This is a genomic window from Zhongshania marina, from assembly GCF_002915595.1.
In the GTDB taxonomy this organism is placed as follows: domain Bacteria; phylum Pseudomonadota; class Gammaproteobacteria; order Pseudomonadales; family Spongiibacteraceae; genus Spongiibacter; species Spongiibacter marinus_B.
In genome coordinates this window covers 130,796-147,560 of the sequence record NZ_PQGG01000010.1, presented here as the reverse complement: position 1 = coordinate 147,560, position 16,765 = coordinate 130,796, and the positions used below count along the sequence as shown (strand labels likewise).

Here is a 16,765-nt window from a genome sequence, read left to right as displayed (position 1 = left end):
ACTTATTTGCTCCGGTCAGCGTTTGCTGAGAGGGTGTTTGTCAGATCTTTTAATTCGTTAAAGGCCAATGTCAGGCACTCTGTAAAAAATGCTAGATCGGGGATGATGTTGTCAGAACTGGTAATGCTAAAGGACATCTTACCGTTATAACTAAGGGTGACAAGAAATAAACCCATCGCATCTGCTAATGGAACCATACCGTATTGGTGTACGCATTGCGCGCCCTTTATATACAGGGGAATTTGCGGGCCAGGTACATTTGAAACCGCGAGATTGCAAAGTTTTGCGGTTACGTTACTAGCCAAAATCAGCTTGCTGGCGAGTGCCATTGTCGCCCCCGGCATATGCTTGCTAAGGTCGGTCATTAAGCGGGCTGACACGCCGGACTTGGCTTCTTTCGATAATCGTGTAGCTGCGGTAATCGCCTTAAAACGCGCTACTGGGTCGGCGATATGGGTGTATAAATTGGCGGACATAGCGGTAATTTCATTGCCGTCGGTTTTGCTGCTATCTGACTTTGGGGCGCGGGCATTAATGGGCACCCACGCGATCAATGGCGTGGCCGGTAGGTCTTGGTGAGCTAGTAAATAGTGGTGCAGGGCGCCGCTGCAAATAGCGAGTACAACATCGTTTAGCTTACTTTCCGGTGCCAGCGCCTGTAGGGATTTTAAGTCGCTAAGCGGAAAGCTGCATGCAGAGAAACTTTTTTGCGGTGCAACGGCTTCATTAAACCGGCTGTGAACGACGGTATTGCGCTCGGACTTGTCATGGCTAATGAGTGACTTGATAACGCCGGGCGCAATACTCGGAATGCTACGCGCAGCAGTATTCATGAATTGCAGCGGTGACCGAATGTGGTTGTGAATGGCGTTGTACAGCATTTTTCCTACAGTGGGTTCGTCATCGTGTATTCCCTGGATATTGTTGATATCGGCGGCGGGAGTACCGTTTGGATCTATATCGCTAAGCGCCTGGAAAAAGCGCATTGCCGAGGTTCCGTCAATAGCAACGTGATGGATTTTGGTAATGAGTGCAAAGCTGCCAGGGGGGACGTTTGCGCATTCCGTTTCGTCAATATTATTGAGTTTATTGACAATATGGATTTCCCACAAGGGCCGATTCATATCCATAGGTCGGGAGTGAATGCTTGCGGCTAGGTCGCATAGCTGTCGCCAATTGCCAGGATTGGGAAGGCTGGCGTTGAAGAGGTGACTGTCAATATTAAAAAAGCGGTCGTCAATCCAGTAGGGGTAGTCCAGATTCATTGGCAGCCGTTTGAGCTTGCGGGTGAAAATGGGGCTGACGTGCAGGCGGCTTTGAATATGCTCCTTTATCGACTGGAAACAGTCAAAATCTTCCGCATCGGCAGGGGGGGAATACACACAGATCATGGTCGCATTAGACAGGTTGTTTGCGGTTTCCATGTATAAGAACTGCGAGTCCTGCGGTTTTAATTGAGTCATGGTGCGGCTTACCCCTGTATGAATTATTGTGATTGCTTATCAGTTTGTGAGGTGGTGCTGTTACTTGCCTTGGCGCTGCTGCTTTTTGGTGCAGCCTTCTTTGCGCGGGGCCTGGGTTTTGCCGCTGGCATGTCGTTTGCCGCCACTATTTTTTGCGTAGCAGGTTTTGTGCCGACAGCATTTTCAGTTGGAAATCCAAGGGCATCTAAAAATTGATTTCTCACCTCGCGGATATGCTCGTCTAGGGACTCTTTGCGCCACTCTGAGGTATTAATGGCCGGTAAAATCTCTACGGTGACCGTTGCTGGGTGAAAGAGAAAATCGCCCTTGGCTTGAACATCGGCGGTGTTGTGAATAACCACTGGTAGAATGGGTACGCCGGCATCGATGGCTAAGTGAAAAGCGCCTTTCTTGAATGGCCCCGGCTTCATCGAGCTTGAGCGGGTGCCCTCAGGGGCAATAGCGACACTTCGACCTTCAATCTGCAGCGTATCTACCAACGGCTTCATGAGGTTGATGGTGCTTTTACTGTCAGAGCGGTCGATGGGAATAATGCCCGCAAATTCATAGGCATTGGCCAGAAGACGGAATTTGCCGAATTCCTTTTTGCCGATGCCGGCAAAATTGTCCCGCAGCAGCTTCATAATAATGAATCCATCGGCTTGGCTTTGGTGATTGAATATCACCACCGCTGGGCCGCAGTTAGCCATATTTTCGGGATTGCGAACCTTTAATTCCATTTGAATCAGCGCGCAGACAAAGTCTGAAAACGACGACACCATAAAATTGCGACCAGTAATACTCGAGCCGCTCAGCTTCGATACACCCAGTCCACCGAAATAGGCGCTGATGAGTGAGGTATATACGCCAACGCTGCGCAATGTTTTGCTTATGCCGCGGCTTCTGCTGTTAAAGGTTTGGCTGGGCCAGTTATTGCTTTTGGCAATTTTGCTAAGGCGCTTATTTGGGTTGAGCGGTTTCGGGTGGCCGACGGCTTCGAGTAGAGGTAGATCTTCATCGCTGTCTGAATAGAAATAGCTTTGAGCTAAGTCGATATTATGTTCGGCGGCAAAGCGGTGTGCAGCTCTTACCTTGCCGTGACCCCAGCACACCGGAGAAATTACTTCACCGGTGAAGCTGCCACTCTCTACCTGGTATTGGGTGCATAAAATATGTTCAATCCCAAGTTCCTTGGCGGCATCGGCAAGTTGGTAGTGGCTGGCGGAGGACACAATGACAATCTGATGACCCTGCTGGCGATGTTTTTCGATCAGTGCGCGGGCCTCGGGATATATCAGCTTAAAAATGTTCTTTTCGTATACCTGTCTAGCTAACTCAGAAAAATCACTTTCTAGCGTACCTTTTAGGTGAGAGCTGCCAATGCTCATCAATTCATCGGCGTCTATAAGCTTGGCGCGGTAATTCACTAAGCCCAATATGACGTCGGTGATTTGATGGCGTCCGAGTAGTTTGCGTTTTATTTGCTCTTTTAGCAGATAAAAAGCGGAATAGCCGGCGATCACCGTGCCGTCAAAATCAAAGAATGCTGCGGTTTTCTCGGCGGTGGTGTCACGTTTAGTAATTGATTTACTTGGCATATTTTTTCCCGTTGCAGCTCTAGTATTTAAGTTCATATACGAAATGTAATCATGCTTACTAAATTGTGCATGGGAATAGCTCAGGAGTCCAGCGCTTTTCCCTGATAGCTAAGCCTGACGAGGGCTGGGACTTAGCTTTGCGGTATTTGCAATGACAGGGAAAAGCGTAATTGCAGGGGATTTACTGAGAAATTGAGCATTTAGTCGATGACGAATGCGCTAGGCAGATGACGATTGCGCCTGAATCCTTTATTGTACGCCCCTTCATATTGTAGAGAGCAAAAACCGATGGATGACTTCGCTGAGATCCGGCCATATCACGACGATGAAGTCGTGCCGGTTTTAGGCAAGTTGCTGGTCGACCCTGAATTATTAAATGTGGTCGCCAATCTGCGTATTCCCAGGCTAAACCGTTATCTACCGTGGTTGGTTCGCCCCATTATTACGTGGTATTTACGCCGCGAACTAAAGGGTGTCAGCAGTGTGGCGGGTTTTCAGTTAATCATTAAGCGTTATATGGATGCGATGATCGAAGATCATACCTGTAGCTTTAATGTCTCTGGGCTAGATGCCTTGGAATCTGACGCCGCGTATTTATTTATTAGCAACCACCGCGATATCGCCCTCGATCCCGCCTTTGTTAACTATGCCCTGTATCACCATGAGCGGGATACCGTACGGATTGCAATCGGCGACAATTTGCTGTCTAAGCCCTTCGCCGCAGACCTAATGCGTCTAAATAAAAGCTTTATTGTGCGTCGCTCAGCTCGGGGACCCCGCCAGATGCTGGCTGCATTTAGGCAGTTGGCAAATTACATTCGATTCTCTTTATTAGAAGAGCGCAGCTCTATTTGGATAGCCCAGCGCGAAGGTCGCGCCAAAGATGGCAACGACGCCACTGAAGCCGCGGTAATAAAAATGATCGGCATGGCGCAGCAAAAGCCAGACGAGAGCTTTTCTGATTACATCAACAAGCTAAATATTGTGCCGGTGTCTATCTCCTACGAGTGGGACCCCTTAGATGCGGCGAAAGCCCAAGAGCTCGTTCACGTAGAGCGCGATGGCGCGTATTTAAAAGCCGAACATGAAGATTTAAAAAGTATTGCCCTCGGTGTATTGGGGAATAAGGGCGATGTTCACGTTAGTTTTGGTGCACCGCTAAAGGGTGAGTTTGCCGACGCTGCTGTGGTAGCAGCGGTGCTGGATGAAGCGATTATTGACCAGTATCGCCTTCACGCAAGTAATGTGCTGGCCTATAAGCGCCTTTATAACGATGACAGTTGGCGCGAGCTGCGGGTGCCGAAAATCACCGATGCCGATGTTGCTGAGTTTGAAAAACGCTTTGCTAAAATTCCCCAGGAATTCCGCGTCAAGGCGATGGAAATATACGCTAACCCCGTGCGAAATCAGTTGCGTAGTCGCGATCTGCGGGCCGTCGACGAGGCGGTTTAGGTGCTCACAGATGCACTTAAAAAGGCGATTCAAGACGCATATCGACAATTCCTAGACGTAAAACAGCTGCGCCCCCGCTACGGCCAGCGCTTGATGATTGCCCATATTGCGAGAGTGCTGGGCGGTGTAAAGCGCAATCAAGAATTTCAGCGTGGCGGTGGCGACCATCTCTGTGTGGTAGAGGCTGGCACCGGTACAGGTAAAACCTTGGCCTATGCCGTCGCGGCAATTCCAGTAGCGCAGCAGACCAATAAAACCCTTGTTATTTCTACTGCAACTGTCGCCCTCCAAGAGCAAATAATTTACCGCGACCTGCCGGATATTCTCGCCAACAGCGGCCTGCAATTTACGGTTAGCTTGTCTAAGGGGCGGCGACGCTATATTTGCTTATCTAAATTAGATCAATTGCTGTCTGGCGCAGACGCCAAGGTCTTGCCGTTGTATATCGACGAGCACATGGCGGCCCCCGATGCTGAAAGTCTGTCTTTGTACACCGACTTTGCGCAGAAAATGGCGACGGGAAAGTGGGCCGGCGATCGCGACGATTGGGACACCGTGATTGCCGACGACAAATGGACGCGGGTCACCACCGATCACGCCCAGTGTACGGGGCGGCGCTGCAGCCACGTTAAGCAATGTAGCTTTTTTAAGGCCCGCGAATCACTGACCCAAGCGGATGTTATCGTGGCGAATCACGACCTAGTGCTGGCCGACCTCGCCCTAGGTGGCGGCGCTATACTGCCGCCGCCGGAAGAATGCATCTATATATTCGATGAAGCTCATCACCTTCCTGATAAAGTCATAAACCATTTCAGCGCGAATTTTCGTTTAGCGTCGACGGAGCGCTGGTTTGAGCAAATCGAGCGCGCCATAACCGTGATGATCGCGGTGCCCTCAATGGACATGACGGCGCGGGGCCAGCTAGAGAGTTTGCTAAGCCAGCTAATTGCGGTGCGGCGCGGTATGGCACCGCTGCGGCCAATTTTAGAAGCGCTATTGGATGGCGCAGAGGAGCGGCAGGGAACGAAGAGTGTGCGTTTTCCCGACGGGATAGTGCCGGATGATTTAGCAGCCCATTCCAGAAGCATGGTCGAAGGCTTTAGCGGCGTTATTCACCAGGCCGAGCGAATTATCGATACGCTGCAGGACAGCTTAGACAGCAATCAGCTGCTAGCCAGTCGAGAACTTATGGAGCAGTGGTTAACAACGGTTTCATCGGCCCGTTTTAGGGCAGAGAGCGCTCTTGCGCTGTGGCGCTCCTACGCCAGCGACGCGAGTAAAGAAAAGCCGCCGAATGCGCGCTGGATGGCCTTGGTTGAAACTGGGCAGGGCTTATTCGATATCGAATTAAATGCCAGCCCAATACTCGCAGCGAATGCGCTTAAGTCAGCGCTGTGGTCGCGCTGCTATGCTGCGGTGCTCACCTCGGCAACTTTGACCGCTCTGGGCAGCTTTAATCGCTTTAGTATGCGCGCGGGCTTAGACAGTGACGCCAGTTTTGAGGTGGTGCCTAGTCCTTTTGCCCACGCCGAGGCGGGTGAATTACATGTACCCGCCATGAGCTGTGATGCCGGTGACGCCGAAGCGCATACTGCGGCCTTAATCGACATGCTGCCGGAGTTAATGTCGCCCAGCGAAGGGAATTTGGTATTGTTTTCGTCCCGCAAGCAACTGCGTGCAGTGCGCGAAGGTATGCCGGCACAGTGGCAGAGCCGAATTTTGGCGCAGGACGATCTGCCAAAGCATGAGATTCTCACTCAACATCGCAAGCGCTTAGATGACGGAGAGGGAAGTGTGATTTTTGGCTTGGCCAGCTTTGCGGAGGGGGTAGATTTACCCGGCAAGTATTGCTCCCATGTGCTTATCGCCAAAATCCCCTTCGCGGTGCCAGAAGATCCCGTTGAAGAAGCCTTGGCGGAATGGATTAGCCGCAATAATGGCAATCCCTTTATGGACATTACCGTGCCAGATGCAGCGGTAAAATTGATTCAGGCCAGTGGGCGCTTACTGCGCAGTGAATCTGATGTTGGCCGAATTACTATTTTAGACCGGCGAATTGTAACTCGGCACTACGGCAGAAAAATGCTGGCGTCGATGCCGCCCTATCGACAGATCATAGAATAAGCTTGGAATGTACTCGTAGAGATGATGGCTGAGAATCACGAAGTTGCAGCGGTTTTAATGGATATTGAAGCGGAGCTGCGCCGAATGGGTTGTTGGCAGGCCGAGCCGCCAGCGCCGGAAGCACTGCGAAGCGAGCAACCTTTTGCAATTGATACCTTGAATTTTGCGCAGTGGCTGCAGTTTATCTTTATACCCAGAATGCAGTTTTTACTTGATCAGCAGCAGGATTTACCCCGCGCCAGTGGGATAGCGCCTATGGCGGAAGAGTATTTTAGCGGCTTGCAATTGCCGGTAGAGGGGCTGTTGACTGCCCTGCAGACGATGGACGCCTTGCTGGGCAGCCAGAGAGCTTAACTAGCGCTGCTGTCTTCTGCGGCCATGACCATACGCACCAAGTGAGCTAATGAGCGCACGCCCATTTTTTCCATCACGCGGGCGCGGTGAATTTCTACCGTGCGCTGGCTGATATCAAGATCGTAGGCAATAACCTTATTGGCCTTACCTTCAATCATTAATTCCATGACCTGACTTTCACGCGGTGTTAGATCGGCTAATTTGGCGCGAATTTTATGCTTTTCTTCAAGATCGGCGCGGTTTTCAGCGTCGGCGGCAATAGCCTGCTGAATTTTGCCTAGCAGCTCTTCTTCGCGGTAGGGCTTTTGTACAAAATCCACTGCACCCCGCTGCATGGCGTCTACCGCCATCGGCACGTCACCGTGTCCGGTCACAAAAATAATAGGCAGTATAGAGTTGCGAGAATTAAGCTGACGCTGCAGTTCCATGCCGTTCATGCCGGGCATGCGGATGTCTAATACCATGCAACCGGCCATCTCGGTGGTGTAATCTTCTAGAAAAGTGTCGGCTCGCGAGTAGCTAACTACCTTGTGGCCAACGGATTCTAATACCATCTGCAGTGAGTCTCGCACGGCTTCGTCGTCTTCAACGAGGTACACTGTTGCTTCAATAGTCATTATTACGTCCTTGCCGTTACCGTTTTATAATGTATTCAGGCTACCATGAAATGACAAACTATGGGCATGCCTAAGTAGTGAATAAATCGATTGATACTGGCGGGAAGCACCAAGACTGGATAAGCTTCTGCCTAATAAGCCGCAACGCAACAAAGCGATTGCCATACAACAACAAGGGTTGCGCATGCGAACTAAGCGCAGTTTAGTACAGATTTATCTCCTCAGCCTAGTCGCATTGTCTGCGATTCCTTTGGCGATATTCGGCTATATCTGGATTGCAAAAGAATACGAGCGCTACACTCAGCAGAGTGAAGCGTGGCGAGACACCTATGTTGAGTCGCGCAGGGAGCTATTGCGCCGAGAAGTTGGCAAGGCCGTTGAGTATTTAGATTTTAAACATACCCAGCTAAACCGGCAGCTATACAACGACCTTCGCCAGCAGGTTGCGGTTGGTATTTCGCTAATCGAAGATACCCGCAAAGAGTTTGTTGGTGAGAGTAAAGCCGATCAATTAACCCGTTTGCGGGCGACGATGGCGTCGCTTCGGTTTTTAAACAACAAAGGTTTTTTCTTTTTATTCGACAGCAATGGACAGGCGCTGCTGCCGCCAATGAACCCCGCTGCCGAGGCGCGAATGGCCGATACCGCGACGGTTAATGCCTTTTCTTCCCAGATTCGAGCCGCTTTACAAGACAAAAAATACGACTTCCTTGAGTACCGATTCACCGATGCAAATAGTGACGTTGCCACTGAACGTAATTTCAGCTTTGTTTATTATTACAAGCCGCTGAGCATTTATATCGGCGCCAGCATTTATTTAAGCGACGAACTCAACCGACTAAAACGCGAAGTGATTGAGCGAATTGCGGCGGTCCCCATCGACCCCGACAACTCCATTTTATTTGTGGTTGATAAAGATGGCCGGCAATTGGTCAATGCCTATGATCCCAGCAATGTTGGTCTATTAATGCCAGATATTGTTGATGTGAGTGCGCGGGTCGGCGGTGAGGAGCACAGCTTATTTACCGAGCTTAACTGGCTTGATCGCGATGGCGAGAAAAAGCCGGTTATTTCGTATATTCGCCGTTTTGAGCCCTGGGGTTGGGTTTTGGGCTCGGGCGTATTTTTGGATGAGCTGAACGATAAACTGAGTGACGAGCGCGCGGCCCTGCAGGAGCGGGTGAAAGAGCATATTCGTTTTATCGTTATTATTGCCTTCGTGTTAATGATTTTCTCGACCATTGCGGCGCGGTGGTTGGCGCGGCGCAGTGCGGCGGGCTTCCATATATTCCAGCAGTTTTTTGCCGACGCGAGTAAACGCTCCACAGCGATAGATATAAAACGTCTACCTTTTGCAGAATTTCAGCGCCTAGCTGAAGACGCAAATTTCATGGTGGAAAAGCGTACCGAAACCGAGCGCGCCTTAAAGCTAAGTGAGCGGCGTTTCCAGTTGGCATTGGACGCGGCGCAAAACCATCTTTGGGATTTAGATTTGCAAACCGGCTTAGTCACCGTTGGCGAGAGTTTTTTCCGAATGCTCGGCTATCACGCGCCAGCTAAACCGTATCCCGTGGGTGCATTCAAAAATATTGCCTTTGCCGACGATTTACAAATCATTGCCTCGGCGGTGGATAGTTGGCTGGGAATGGCAACGGGCAATAGTGTCGAGTTTCGGGTTAAGGATCGCGCAGGTAATTTCCGCTGGATTTATAGCCGCGGCGACGTGGTTGAAAACGACCAAAACGATAAGCCGATTCGCGCCATGGGTATTATGACCGACGTAACGGATCGCAAACGAATTGAGCAAGAATTAGTGAATGCGCGTATCGCTGCAGAAGATGCGCTACATGCTAAAAGCCAATTTTTGTCCAGTGTCAGCCATGAATTGCGCACACCCTTAAATGGGGTGTTGGGGTATGCGCAGCTCCTGCAGCGCGACACCGGTATTCCCACCGGTAGTCAGGAATACTTGCGGGCAATAGAAAGTTGCGGCAAACATTTGCTGACCCTGATTAACGATGTATTGGATTTGGCCAAGATCGAAAGTGGCAATATCGATATTGTATGCCGGCCTAATAAACTCGACGATATTGTGTCGAATGTTAGCGATATCGTTGCCCACCGAGCGCAATCTAAAGGCTTGGAGTTTATTGTTGACCGCGCTGCTAATCTGCCAGATCAGGTGCAGGTCGACGAGGTAAAACTGCGGCAGGTGTTAGTGAATTTACTCGACAATGCGGTGAAATTCACCAGTGTTGGTAAGGTGGTATTAAAACTTCAGGCCGATTTCGAGACCAAGCAATTGCTGTTCTCGGTGACCGACAGTGGCATGGGAATTCCGCCGGAAAAATTGCGGGATGTATTTGAACCTTTCCGCCAAGTAAATCCTCAGGACGGTAAGGGCACCGGTTTGGGGTTGTCTATTTGCCGCCGTTTAGTCGAGGCAATGGGGGGAAGTTTAAACCTCAGTAGCGAATTTGGTCGCGGCAGTTGCTTCTTTTTTGACGTGCCTTTGCTAGAGATTAATTCAGATATTTCTCCTCTCGCCGAGGTGGCGGATAAAGCTGATTCTGCGCCGCAGATATTGGCAGGGGTTGAGGCAAATCCGGCGATTATTGTTGCTGATGACGTTGCAGTAAACCGCCATGTTTTATTAAGCATGTTAGAAGATGTTAGTACCGACGTGCGCGAGGCAGGCAATGGCCTTGAGGTTATTGAGTTGCTTAAAGAGCGCACGGCGAAATTGGTGTTAATGGATTTGCGTATGCCAGAAATGGATGGCATGGAAGCGACGCGGGTCATTAAACAGGAAATGGGTATGAGCGAAGTCGCCATTATTATGGCCTCCGCAACAACCGACGAAGAAATGATGGAAGAAGCTGTGCAGGTAGGCTGCGACGGCTTCTTACCTAAGCCGATAAGCATTGGTGATTTATTAAAAGTAGTAGCGTCTACCTGTGGTGCTCAGGCGCAAAAATCCGAAAATACGGTTTCTCCCGCTGTTGCTTCGGCAAGCCCACTTCAGAATGTAGTACTACCCAATGAGAAGGATTTATTAGATCTGCAAGAAGCTGTGAATCTAGGCGACGTAACGGGTCTGCGGGAGCTACTGCATCAATTGCGTAAACGTAGCCCAGAGTGCGATGGTTTTATTAGTGAAGCAGAAGATTACCTCAGTGAATTTGATTTCGATAAACTCGCCAGGCTTGTCGTTCAGGCAACAAATGAGGCTAGCTTGAATGACGCCTGATCGCGGTAGCGAACAGGTTTTGTTGGTTGATGACAACCCAACAAACCTGCAAGTCCTATTTAAAACCTTGGAAGGCAGTGGCTACCGTTTACTAGCTGCCCGTGACGGTGAGGCCGCACTTTATACAGCAAAGCGCGCCCGTCCTGCCTTAATTTTACTTGATGTCATGATGCCGGGGATGGATGGCTTTGAGGTCTGCGAGCGCCTGAAAGCAGATCCAGAAACAGCGGATATTGCGGTTATCTTTTTATCGGCTTTAACCGACAGCCAGTCTAAAGTTCACGGCTTGGCTATTGGTGGTGTGGACTATATTGCCAAGCCATTTCAGACCGACGAAGTACTTGCTCGGGTTAGAACCCACATTAAAATTCAGCGCCTAGAACGCGCGCTCGCCCGCCGTAATACGGAATTAGAAGACGAGAATCAGCAAATTCTAAATGCCGTAGAAGAGGGTATTATCGGCTTAGATGTTGCGGGCCGGATTACCTCTATGAATGCACAGGCGGCGGCCATTACGGGGTGGGCCGCCGCAGACAGCATTGGTGAGCTGTTCTCACAACTGAATTTATTCCCCAACGATGCACCACTTAGCCAATCTTTTTCGTTGCTATGCGAGGGTGGAGTTGGCCTTCGGAAAGATCATGTGAGCATTAGCACTCGCTCGGGACAAGTTGCCCCCGTCGCCTTGAGTGGCTCACCCCGCAAAGAAGGTGGTGCGGTGTTGGTATTGCGAGATATAAGTGAATGGCTGCAAGACCAGTTTGCACTTGAGCAGGCTCGGGAGGAGATGGATAGCCAGCGCCAACATTTAGCTCACATTGAGCGCCTGAGTACCGGCGGTGAAATGGCGGCGGGAATCGCCCATGAAGTCAATCAACCGCTTACCGCTGTTACCAATTATGCCAGGGTTGCCCAGCGGCTACTGGCTGATTTGCCGGAGGATCGTCGCCAAAAAATGGACGAGGTATTGTCTAAAATTTCGGTGCAAGCGGAGCGCGCAGCGGCGGTGATTCAACGTATGCGCAGCTACGTTAAAAAGCCCTCAGGTGGCCGCGAAGTGCTCGACATTAATCAGGTGCTCGACGATGTGATCGCCCTCGCTGAGGTTGATTCTCGTGTCAATGCAATACCGATTGAGTTGCGGGTGGCTGAGAATCTTCCGAAGATTTTTGCCGATGAAGTACAGCTGCAGCAGGTCGCTTTGAATTTAATTCGCAACGCCATGGAGTCGACAGCCAATACTGGGCAGAGTAATGCCGTGGAAGTGAGCACCTACCTCGACGCGGGGATGGTGTATTTTAGGGTTAAAGATTTTGGCGCGGGACTGGCGCCAGAAATTGAAGAGCAATTATTTAGTCCCTTTGTGACCTCAAAAGAAGGCGGTATGGGCATTGGTTTGTCGGTGTCTAAATCTATTATGCAGGCCCACGGTGGTGATATTCGTTATCAGCCAAATCCCAATGGCGGAGCTATTTTTAGCTGCGAATTTCCGGTGCATCAATAAGGTGTTGGCGGCTGTGGCGATAAAATTGAGCACCTTGGCTATGCCTGTTAATAGTTATGTTTAAAACCAAAAAATCAAAGCCGGTAACCGAGCTGCGCAGCCAGCAATATTTGTTGTGCCGTGATCAATCCATCCCCGTAACGATTATTCGTAGCCGGCGGCGACGTCGTAAGCTAACGCTGCAGGTTGGTCCCGCAGGGGCAGTGTTAAGGGCGCCGTTTGCGACCCCAAATGCAGATGTCGATGCGATGTTGAGTCGCAACCGCGACTGGATTTATGAGCGCCAGCAATTACTGCTAGAGCAGCGGGGTACTGCACCGCGCTATGAGACAGGCGAATGCCACGATTACCTTGGCCAGCCGTTAACGCTGCAGGTTTGCAGCGGCGGTGGTCGAGCGCATGTGGTACTTGGCGATGATACATTGTTGGTTAGTGGCGATCTTGCTGATGCCAAGCACGTAGCTCGTGTCCTGCAGCAGTGGTATTTGCGACAGGCTCAGCAGCTCTTCGCACAGCGCTTAAGGTTTTGGTCGGGGCGCTTGCCCTGGGTGGCAGATGTGCCAGAACTTCGCTTAAGGCGGATGCGCTCTCGCTGGGGAAGCTGCTCGGCGGATGGGCGTATTTGCCTAAACACGCATTTGATCAAGGCCGATTTAAGTTGTATTGATTACGTCATTGTTCATGAGCTTTGCCACCTTCAAGAGTTTAATCACAGTGCGCGTTTCTACGCGTTAATGACAGAAGCTATGCCCGAGTGGCAAAAATACAAAGTGGAGTTAGAAGCTATTGGAGCGCGATTGGTACGCGAATAGCACTGCTTAGGCGCTATTCGCCGCATAGTTATTGGCGGCAATAAATAAAAACAAGCTGCTTTCGACAACACTGGATACCGGTTCGCGATAATCCGTTAAGGCCCAGCGGCGCGCAATTTGTAATACCGCGCCGACTAATCCTGCATAAATCATATCTTGATTGGGAACACCGGAAATATCAGCTAGGCCCAAGGATTGCGTCAGGGTTCTGATTAATACCGCAAACTCCTCCATCGCCTCATAGTAAAGCAAATCGATGGTGTCACTGACGCCCAAAATTTCGAACAGCAATAATCGTGCGACATCGGGGTTTTGGTGCAGGGTGTCGAAAAATGCCTGCAATCCTGCTCGGGCGAATGCGGCGCTATTGCGCTCGGATTTTTCAAAAGCGGCCAACATTCGGTCTTTCAAAAAGCGGGTTTGCGTTTTGTAAACCTCTGCCAAGAGCGCCTCACGGTTGGCAAAAGATTCATAAAAATAGCGTTCGGTTAAGCCTGCTTCTGCGCAAATACTCCGGACACTAGCGGCGGCATAGCCTTGGCCACCAATCACGCTGAGGCCAGCACCGAGCAATTGCTCATAGCGCTCGTTTCGACGTTGGTCGCCGCTACTACCACGGTAACGGCGGCTTTTGTCGGGCTGCTTTGGGGGCTTTTTAATCGATGTTGGCATTCGCAAATTTTGACATGGGTTGATGTCAGATGTAAAGTGACATGATGCGTTGTCAAATAAGAAAGCTTGAATAGCGAGCGGTGTAGAGGTGTGCTGAACGTGGAATACGATGTTGATTATTTAGTGGTGGGCTCTGGCTTTGGTGGCTCGGTGTCTGCTTATCGCCTGACCCAGAAGGGATATAGCGTTGCAGTAATGGAAATGGGCAAACGCTGGAGTGCGGAAACCTATCCCCGCTCTAATTGGTCTTTTCATCGTTGGCTGTGGAAGCCAATGCTGGGCCTGAAAGGCTTTTTTAATATCAGCTGGTTTAAGCATGTGTTGGTATTGCATGGCAACGCGGTGGGCGGTGGTTCCATCACTTACGCAAATACGCTATTAGTGCCTAAGCCGGAAATCTGGCAGCAGGGAAGTTGGGCGGGTTTAAAAGATTGGCAGGCAGAAATGCCAGCACACTACGCCACTGCGCAAAAAATGCTGGGGGTGACAGAGAATCGCATTTTAGGCCCCGCCGATGAGCTTTTGAAAGAGGCAGCAGAAGATTGGGGCTGCGGAGACACCTTTTATAAAACTCAAGTTGGGGTGTTTTTTGGCGACGAGGGCGAGGTGCAGGGAAAATCTTACCCAGATCCTTATTTTGGTGGCGAGGGCCCAGATCGCAATAGTTGCATAGCCTGTGGCGGTTGCATGGTTGGTTGCCGTTACAACGCCAAAAACAGTCTCGATAAAAATTATTTATATTTTGCCGAAAAGCAGGGTGCAGAAGTTTATGCCGAAACCCGTGTGATAGATGTTGTCCCTTTAAACGGAAAGGCGGATGGTGAAGACGGTTATGAGGTTACTACGGTGAGTAGTACCTCTTTTTTGTTTCGTAAAAAGCGCCGCTGGCGTGTGAAAGCCGTGGTTTTTGCCGGCTCGTCTTTGGGAACCCAGGCGCTATTATTTAAGCTTAGAGATAAAAAGTCGCTGCCTAATATTTCCGCGCAATTGGGTCGTCAAGTACGAACGAATGCCGAGTCTTTGATCGGTGTTCGCCTGCCAACGGTCGACAATATGGATAAAGGGATTGCGATTGGTTCCGGTATTTATCTTGATGAAAAAACCCATATAGAAGCTACGCGCTATCCCAGTGGTTCAGATGCAATGGGCTTGCTGGTTACCGCAATGGTGCGCGGACATACAGATTGGCGGCGGATAGTTAATTGGATAGCCACGATGATTCGTTTATTGGTGCGCAATCCTAAAAAGGCTTTGGGTGCACTAATCCCCTTTGGTTTAGCCAAACAGACTGTCATATTTTTGTGTATGCAAACCCTAGATGGTCACATTGATATGCTTTACAAGCGCCGCTGGTATTGGCCCTTTAATAAAGGCATGGTGAGCGTCGGCCCAAAAATTCCAGCACATATTCCTGAGGCCAGCGAGTTTGCCTTAAAGGCGGCTCGTCGTCTGGGTGGCATGGCGGGTAGTTTGATTACCGAAGTGCTATTTAATATTCCCGCTACTGCGCACTGCATGGGTGGCGTGGGCATGGGGCGCAGCGCCGCGGACGGTGTTGTGGATGTGCAAAGCCGAGTGTTTGCTTATAAAAATATGCTGGTGTGCGACGGTTCTACTTTGTCCTCTAATCTGGGTGTAAACCCGTCACTAACGATTACCGCCATCAGCGAACATGCCATGTCGTTTATCCCAGACAAACAGGCCCCAGCTATTGCGGCGGCTAAAGCGGGAGTTGCAGACTAACTCCGCCGCCAAACTCCCGTGGTCCCGCGTAGCTAAATTGCGCGTCAATTCTAAGTAACTCGCCGAGGCGGTAGCGGAGACCCGCAGAGGGCAGGTCGGAATCATTGTCGCTGTCAAACCACTGGTATCCGAGCACAATATCGACTCTATTACTTACGGGGAGTATGGTGCTTAGCTCATAGCGTCGGCGTGAGTTAAGCTCCCCAAAACCCTTTTGTGGGGTCAGGTCTGCGCTTAGCTGTAAACTGGTCCAGCTATTGGTATAAATGATATTGCTGCTGATGCGGCTGCGCTGTTGGTAAATCGTGCCCTCAACGCCCTTCATGCTCTGCTGGTATATATCGTCAATTTGTAGGCCAAGTGTCCAGGGCCCTGCATAATGTTCTACGCCTAAGTCGGCATTGAGTTGAATATTGTTATTGATATCTCTGCCTCGGTCGAAAAGCTTACTTTCTTCGTACTCTGAAACGGAAATACTGCGTTCGATAACGCTGATGTTTTGAATTTTAGTGGTGATGCCAAAATGTGTGTTGGGCATTGCGTCAAACTGAAAGCGGTGATTCACACCGAGATAGTTCGTCCACAGTGCAGAAACGTCCATATGGGACTGCAGTTGGCCAAATGAAAACAGGCCAACAACAGTGGCAAATCGCAGGCGGGTGGCATCGTCTTCGTCGTAGATAAAGCGACCGCTGCCGGTAAATTCTGAGCCGCCAACAATAATCCAATTCTTATTTTTGGTGAGTAGGGCGAAGTGCCCGCCGGCGGCAAAGCTGGTTTTGTCATCTGCCGCACGTTCTAATTGTTCCACCAGCGCGACTTCATCACCTGGAATGACTAATAGGCCCCTAGATCGACCTTGTAGTGCCAGTCCCTCATCATAAATATTTTTAAGCTTATCTAAGAGGCGGTCGTTGTCGTTTAAAAAGGCGTAGCCGTCGCCCTGTAAGGCGGTGTCGGTGTAGCGCTTATTCACTGGAAATGCAGCATAGCGACTGTGTAGCAGCTGCAGTCTATTATCGTCAGGGGCGTCAATCGCGGTCGTATTGGAAAGACAGACTTGCGCCGCTAGCGAGAGCAGGCTAAATAAGATGTATTGGCGTATTAGCAAGTGTGGACTCTATGTGTCGGTATTATTCTCAACGGCGCTTAGAGCTGTTGGCACCGTGTGTTTTT

12 protein-coding genes are annotated in these 16,765 nt (G+C 50.3%); 7 read left to right on the top strand and 5 right to left on the bottom strand.

What is annotated here, in order from left to right:
* Positions 1-2 precede the first annotated feature (2 nt).
* Both C0068_RS04830 and C0068_RS04825 read right to left on the bottom strand, forming a co-directional pair.
* Positions 3-1,463, bottom strand: coding sequence for a wax ester/triacylglycerol synthase family O-acyltransferase (locus tag C0068_RS04830; protein WP_103683356.1), 1,461 nt, complete (start codon positions 1,461-1,463; stop codon positions 3-5).
* Between the two features lie 23 nt (positions 1,464-1,486).
* Entirely contained in the window at positions 1,487-3,061 is a 1,575-nt protein-coding gene (locus tag C0068_RS04825) for an HAD-IB family hydrolase (protein ID WP_158249916.1), read from the bottom strand.
* A 288-nt stretch (positions 3,062-3,349) separates the two neighbouring features.
* On the opposite strand from C0068_RS04825, the gene C0068_RS04820 reads away from it, so the two are divergent.
* From C0068_RS04820 to C0068_RS04810, 3 genes are read left to right on the top strand one after another with little or no spacing between them, the layout of a single operon-like run.
* Entirely contained in the window at positions 3,350-4,513 is a 1,164-nt protein-coding gene (locus C0068_RS04820) for a 1-acyl-sn-glycerol-3-phosphate acyltransferase (protein ID WP_103683354.1), read from the top strand.
* A complete protein-coding gene (dinG, locus tag C0068_RS04815; RefSeq protein WP_103683353.1) occupies positions 4,514-6,637 on the top strand; it encodes an ATP-dependent DNA helicase DinG in 2,124 nt (707 codons plus the stop codon).
* Between the two features lie 21 nt (positions 6,638-6,658).
* Positions 6,659-6,991 carry a YqcC family protein gene (locus C0068_RS04810; protein WP_233208737.1) on the top strand — a complete coding sequence of 111 codons (333 nt, stop codon included), beginning with the start codon at positions 6,659-6,661 and terminating at the stop codon, positions 6,989-6,991.
* On the opposite strand, the gene C0068_RS04805 is transcribed toward C0068_RS04810, so the two are convergent.
* Positions 6,988-7,608 carry a response regulator transcription factor gene (locus C0068_RS04805; RefSeq protein ID WP_199176115.1) on the bottom strand — a complete coding sequence of 207 codons (621 nt, stop codon included), beginning with the start codon at positions 7,606-7,608 and terminating at the stop codon, positions 6,988-6,990. The two genes, C0068_RS04810 and C0068_RS04805, sit on opposite strands and share 4 nt — an antisense overlap.
* A 184-nt stretch (positions 7,609-7,792) precedes the next feature.
* Between C0068_RS04805 and C0068_RS04800 the strand changes: the two genes are divergently transcribed.
* From C0068_RS04800 to C0068_RS04790, 3 genes are read left to right on the top strand one after another with little or no spacing between them, the layout of a single operon-like run.
* A complete protein-coding gene (locus tag C0068_RS04800; protein WP_103683351.1) occupies positions 7,793-10,858 on the top strand; it encodes a cache domain-containing protein in 3,066 nt (1,021 codons plus the stop codon).
* A complete protein-coding gene (locus C0068_RS04795; protein WP_103683350.1) occupies positions 10,848-12,362 on the top strand; it encodes a response regulator in 1,515 nt (504 codons plus the stop codon). Before C0068_RS04800 ends, C0068_RS04795 begins: the two co-directional genes overlap by 11 nt.
* A 56-nt stretch (positions 12,363-12,418) precedes the next feature.
* Positions 12,419-13,174, top strand: a complete 756-nt coding sequence (locus C0068_RS04790; protein WP_103683349.1) for a M48 family metallopeptidase — start codon at positions 12,419-12,421, stop codon at positions 13,172-13,174.
* Between the two features lie 6 nt (positions 13,175-13,180).
* Here C0068_RS04790 and C0068_RS04785 read toward each other — a convergent pair whose 3' ends face one another.
* Complete coding sequence (locus tag C0068_RS04785; RefSeq protein ID WP_103683348.1) at positions 13,181-13,846, bottom strand: TetR/AcrR family transcriptional regulator; 666 nt, start codon at positions 13,844-13,846, stop codon at positions 13,181-13,183.
* Between the two features lie 90 nt (positions 13,847-13,936).
* On the opposite strand from C0068_RS04785, the gene C0068_RS04780 reads away from it, so the two are divergent.
* Entirely contained in the window at positions 13,937-15,589 is a 1,653-nt protein-coding gene (locus tag C0068_RS04780) for a cholesterol oxidase (RefSeq protein WP_233208736.1), read from the top strand.
* Here the strand turns inward: C0068_RS04780 and traF are convergent.
* Entirely contained in the window at positions 15,567-16,700 is a 1,134-nt protein-coding gene (gene traF, locus C0068_RS04775) for a conjugal transfer protein TraF (protein WP_103683346.1), read from the bottom strand. The genes C0068_RS04780 and traF overlap by 23 nt on opposite strands.
* Between the last annotated feature and the right edge of the window lie 65 nt (positions 16,701-16,765).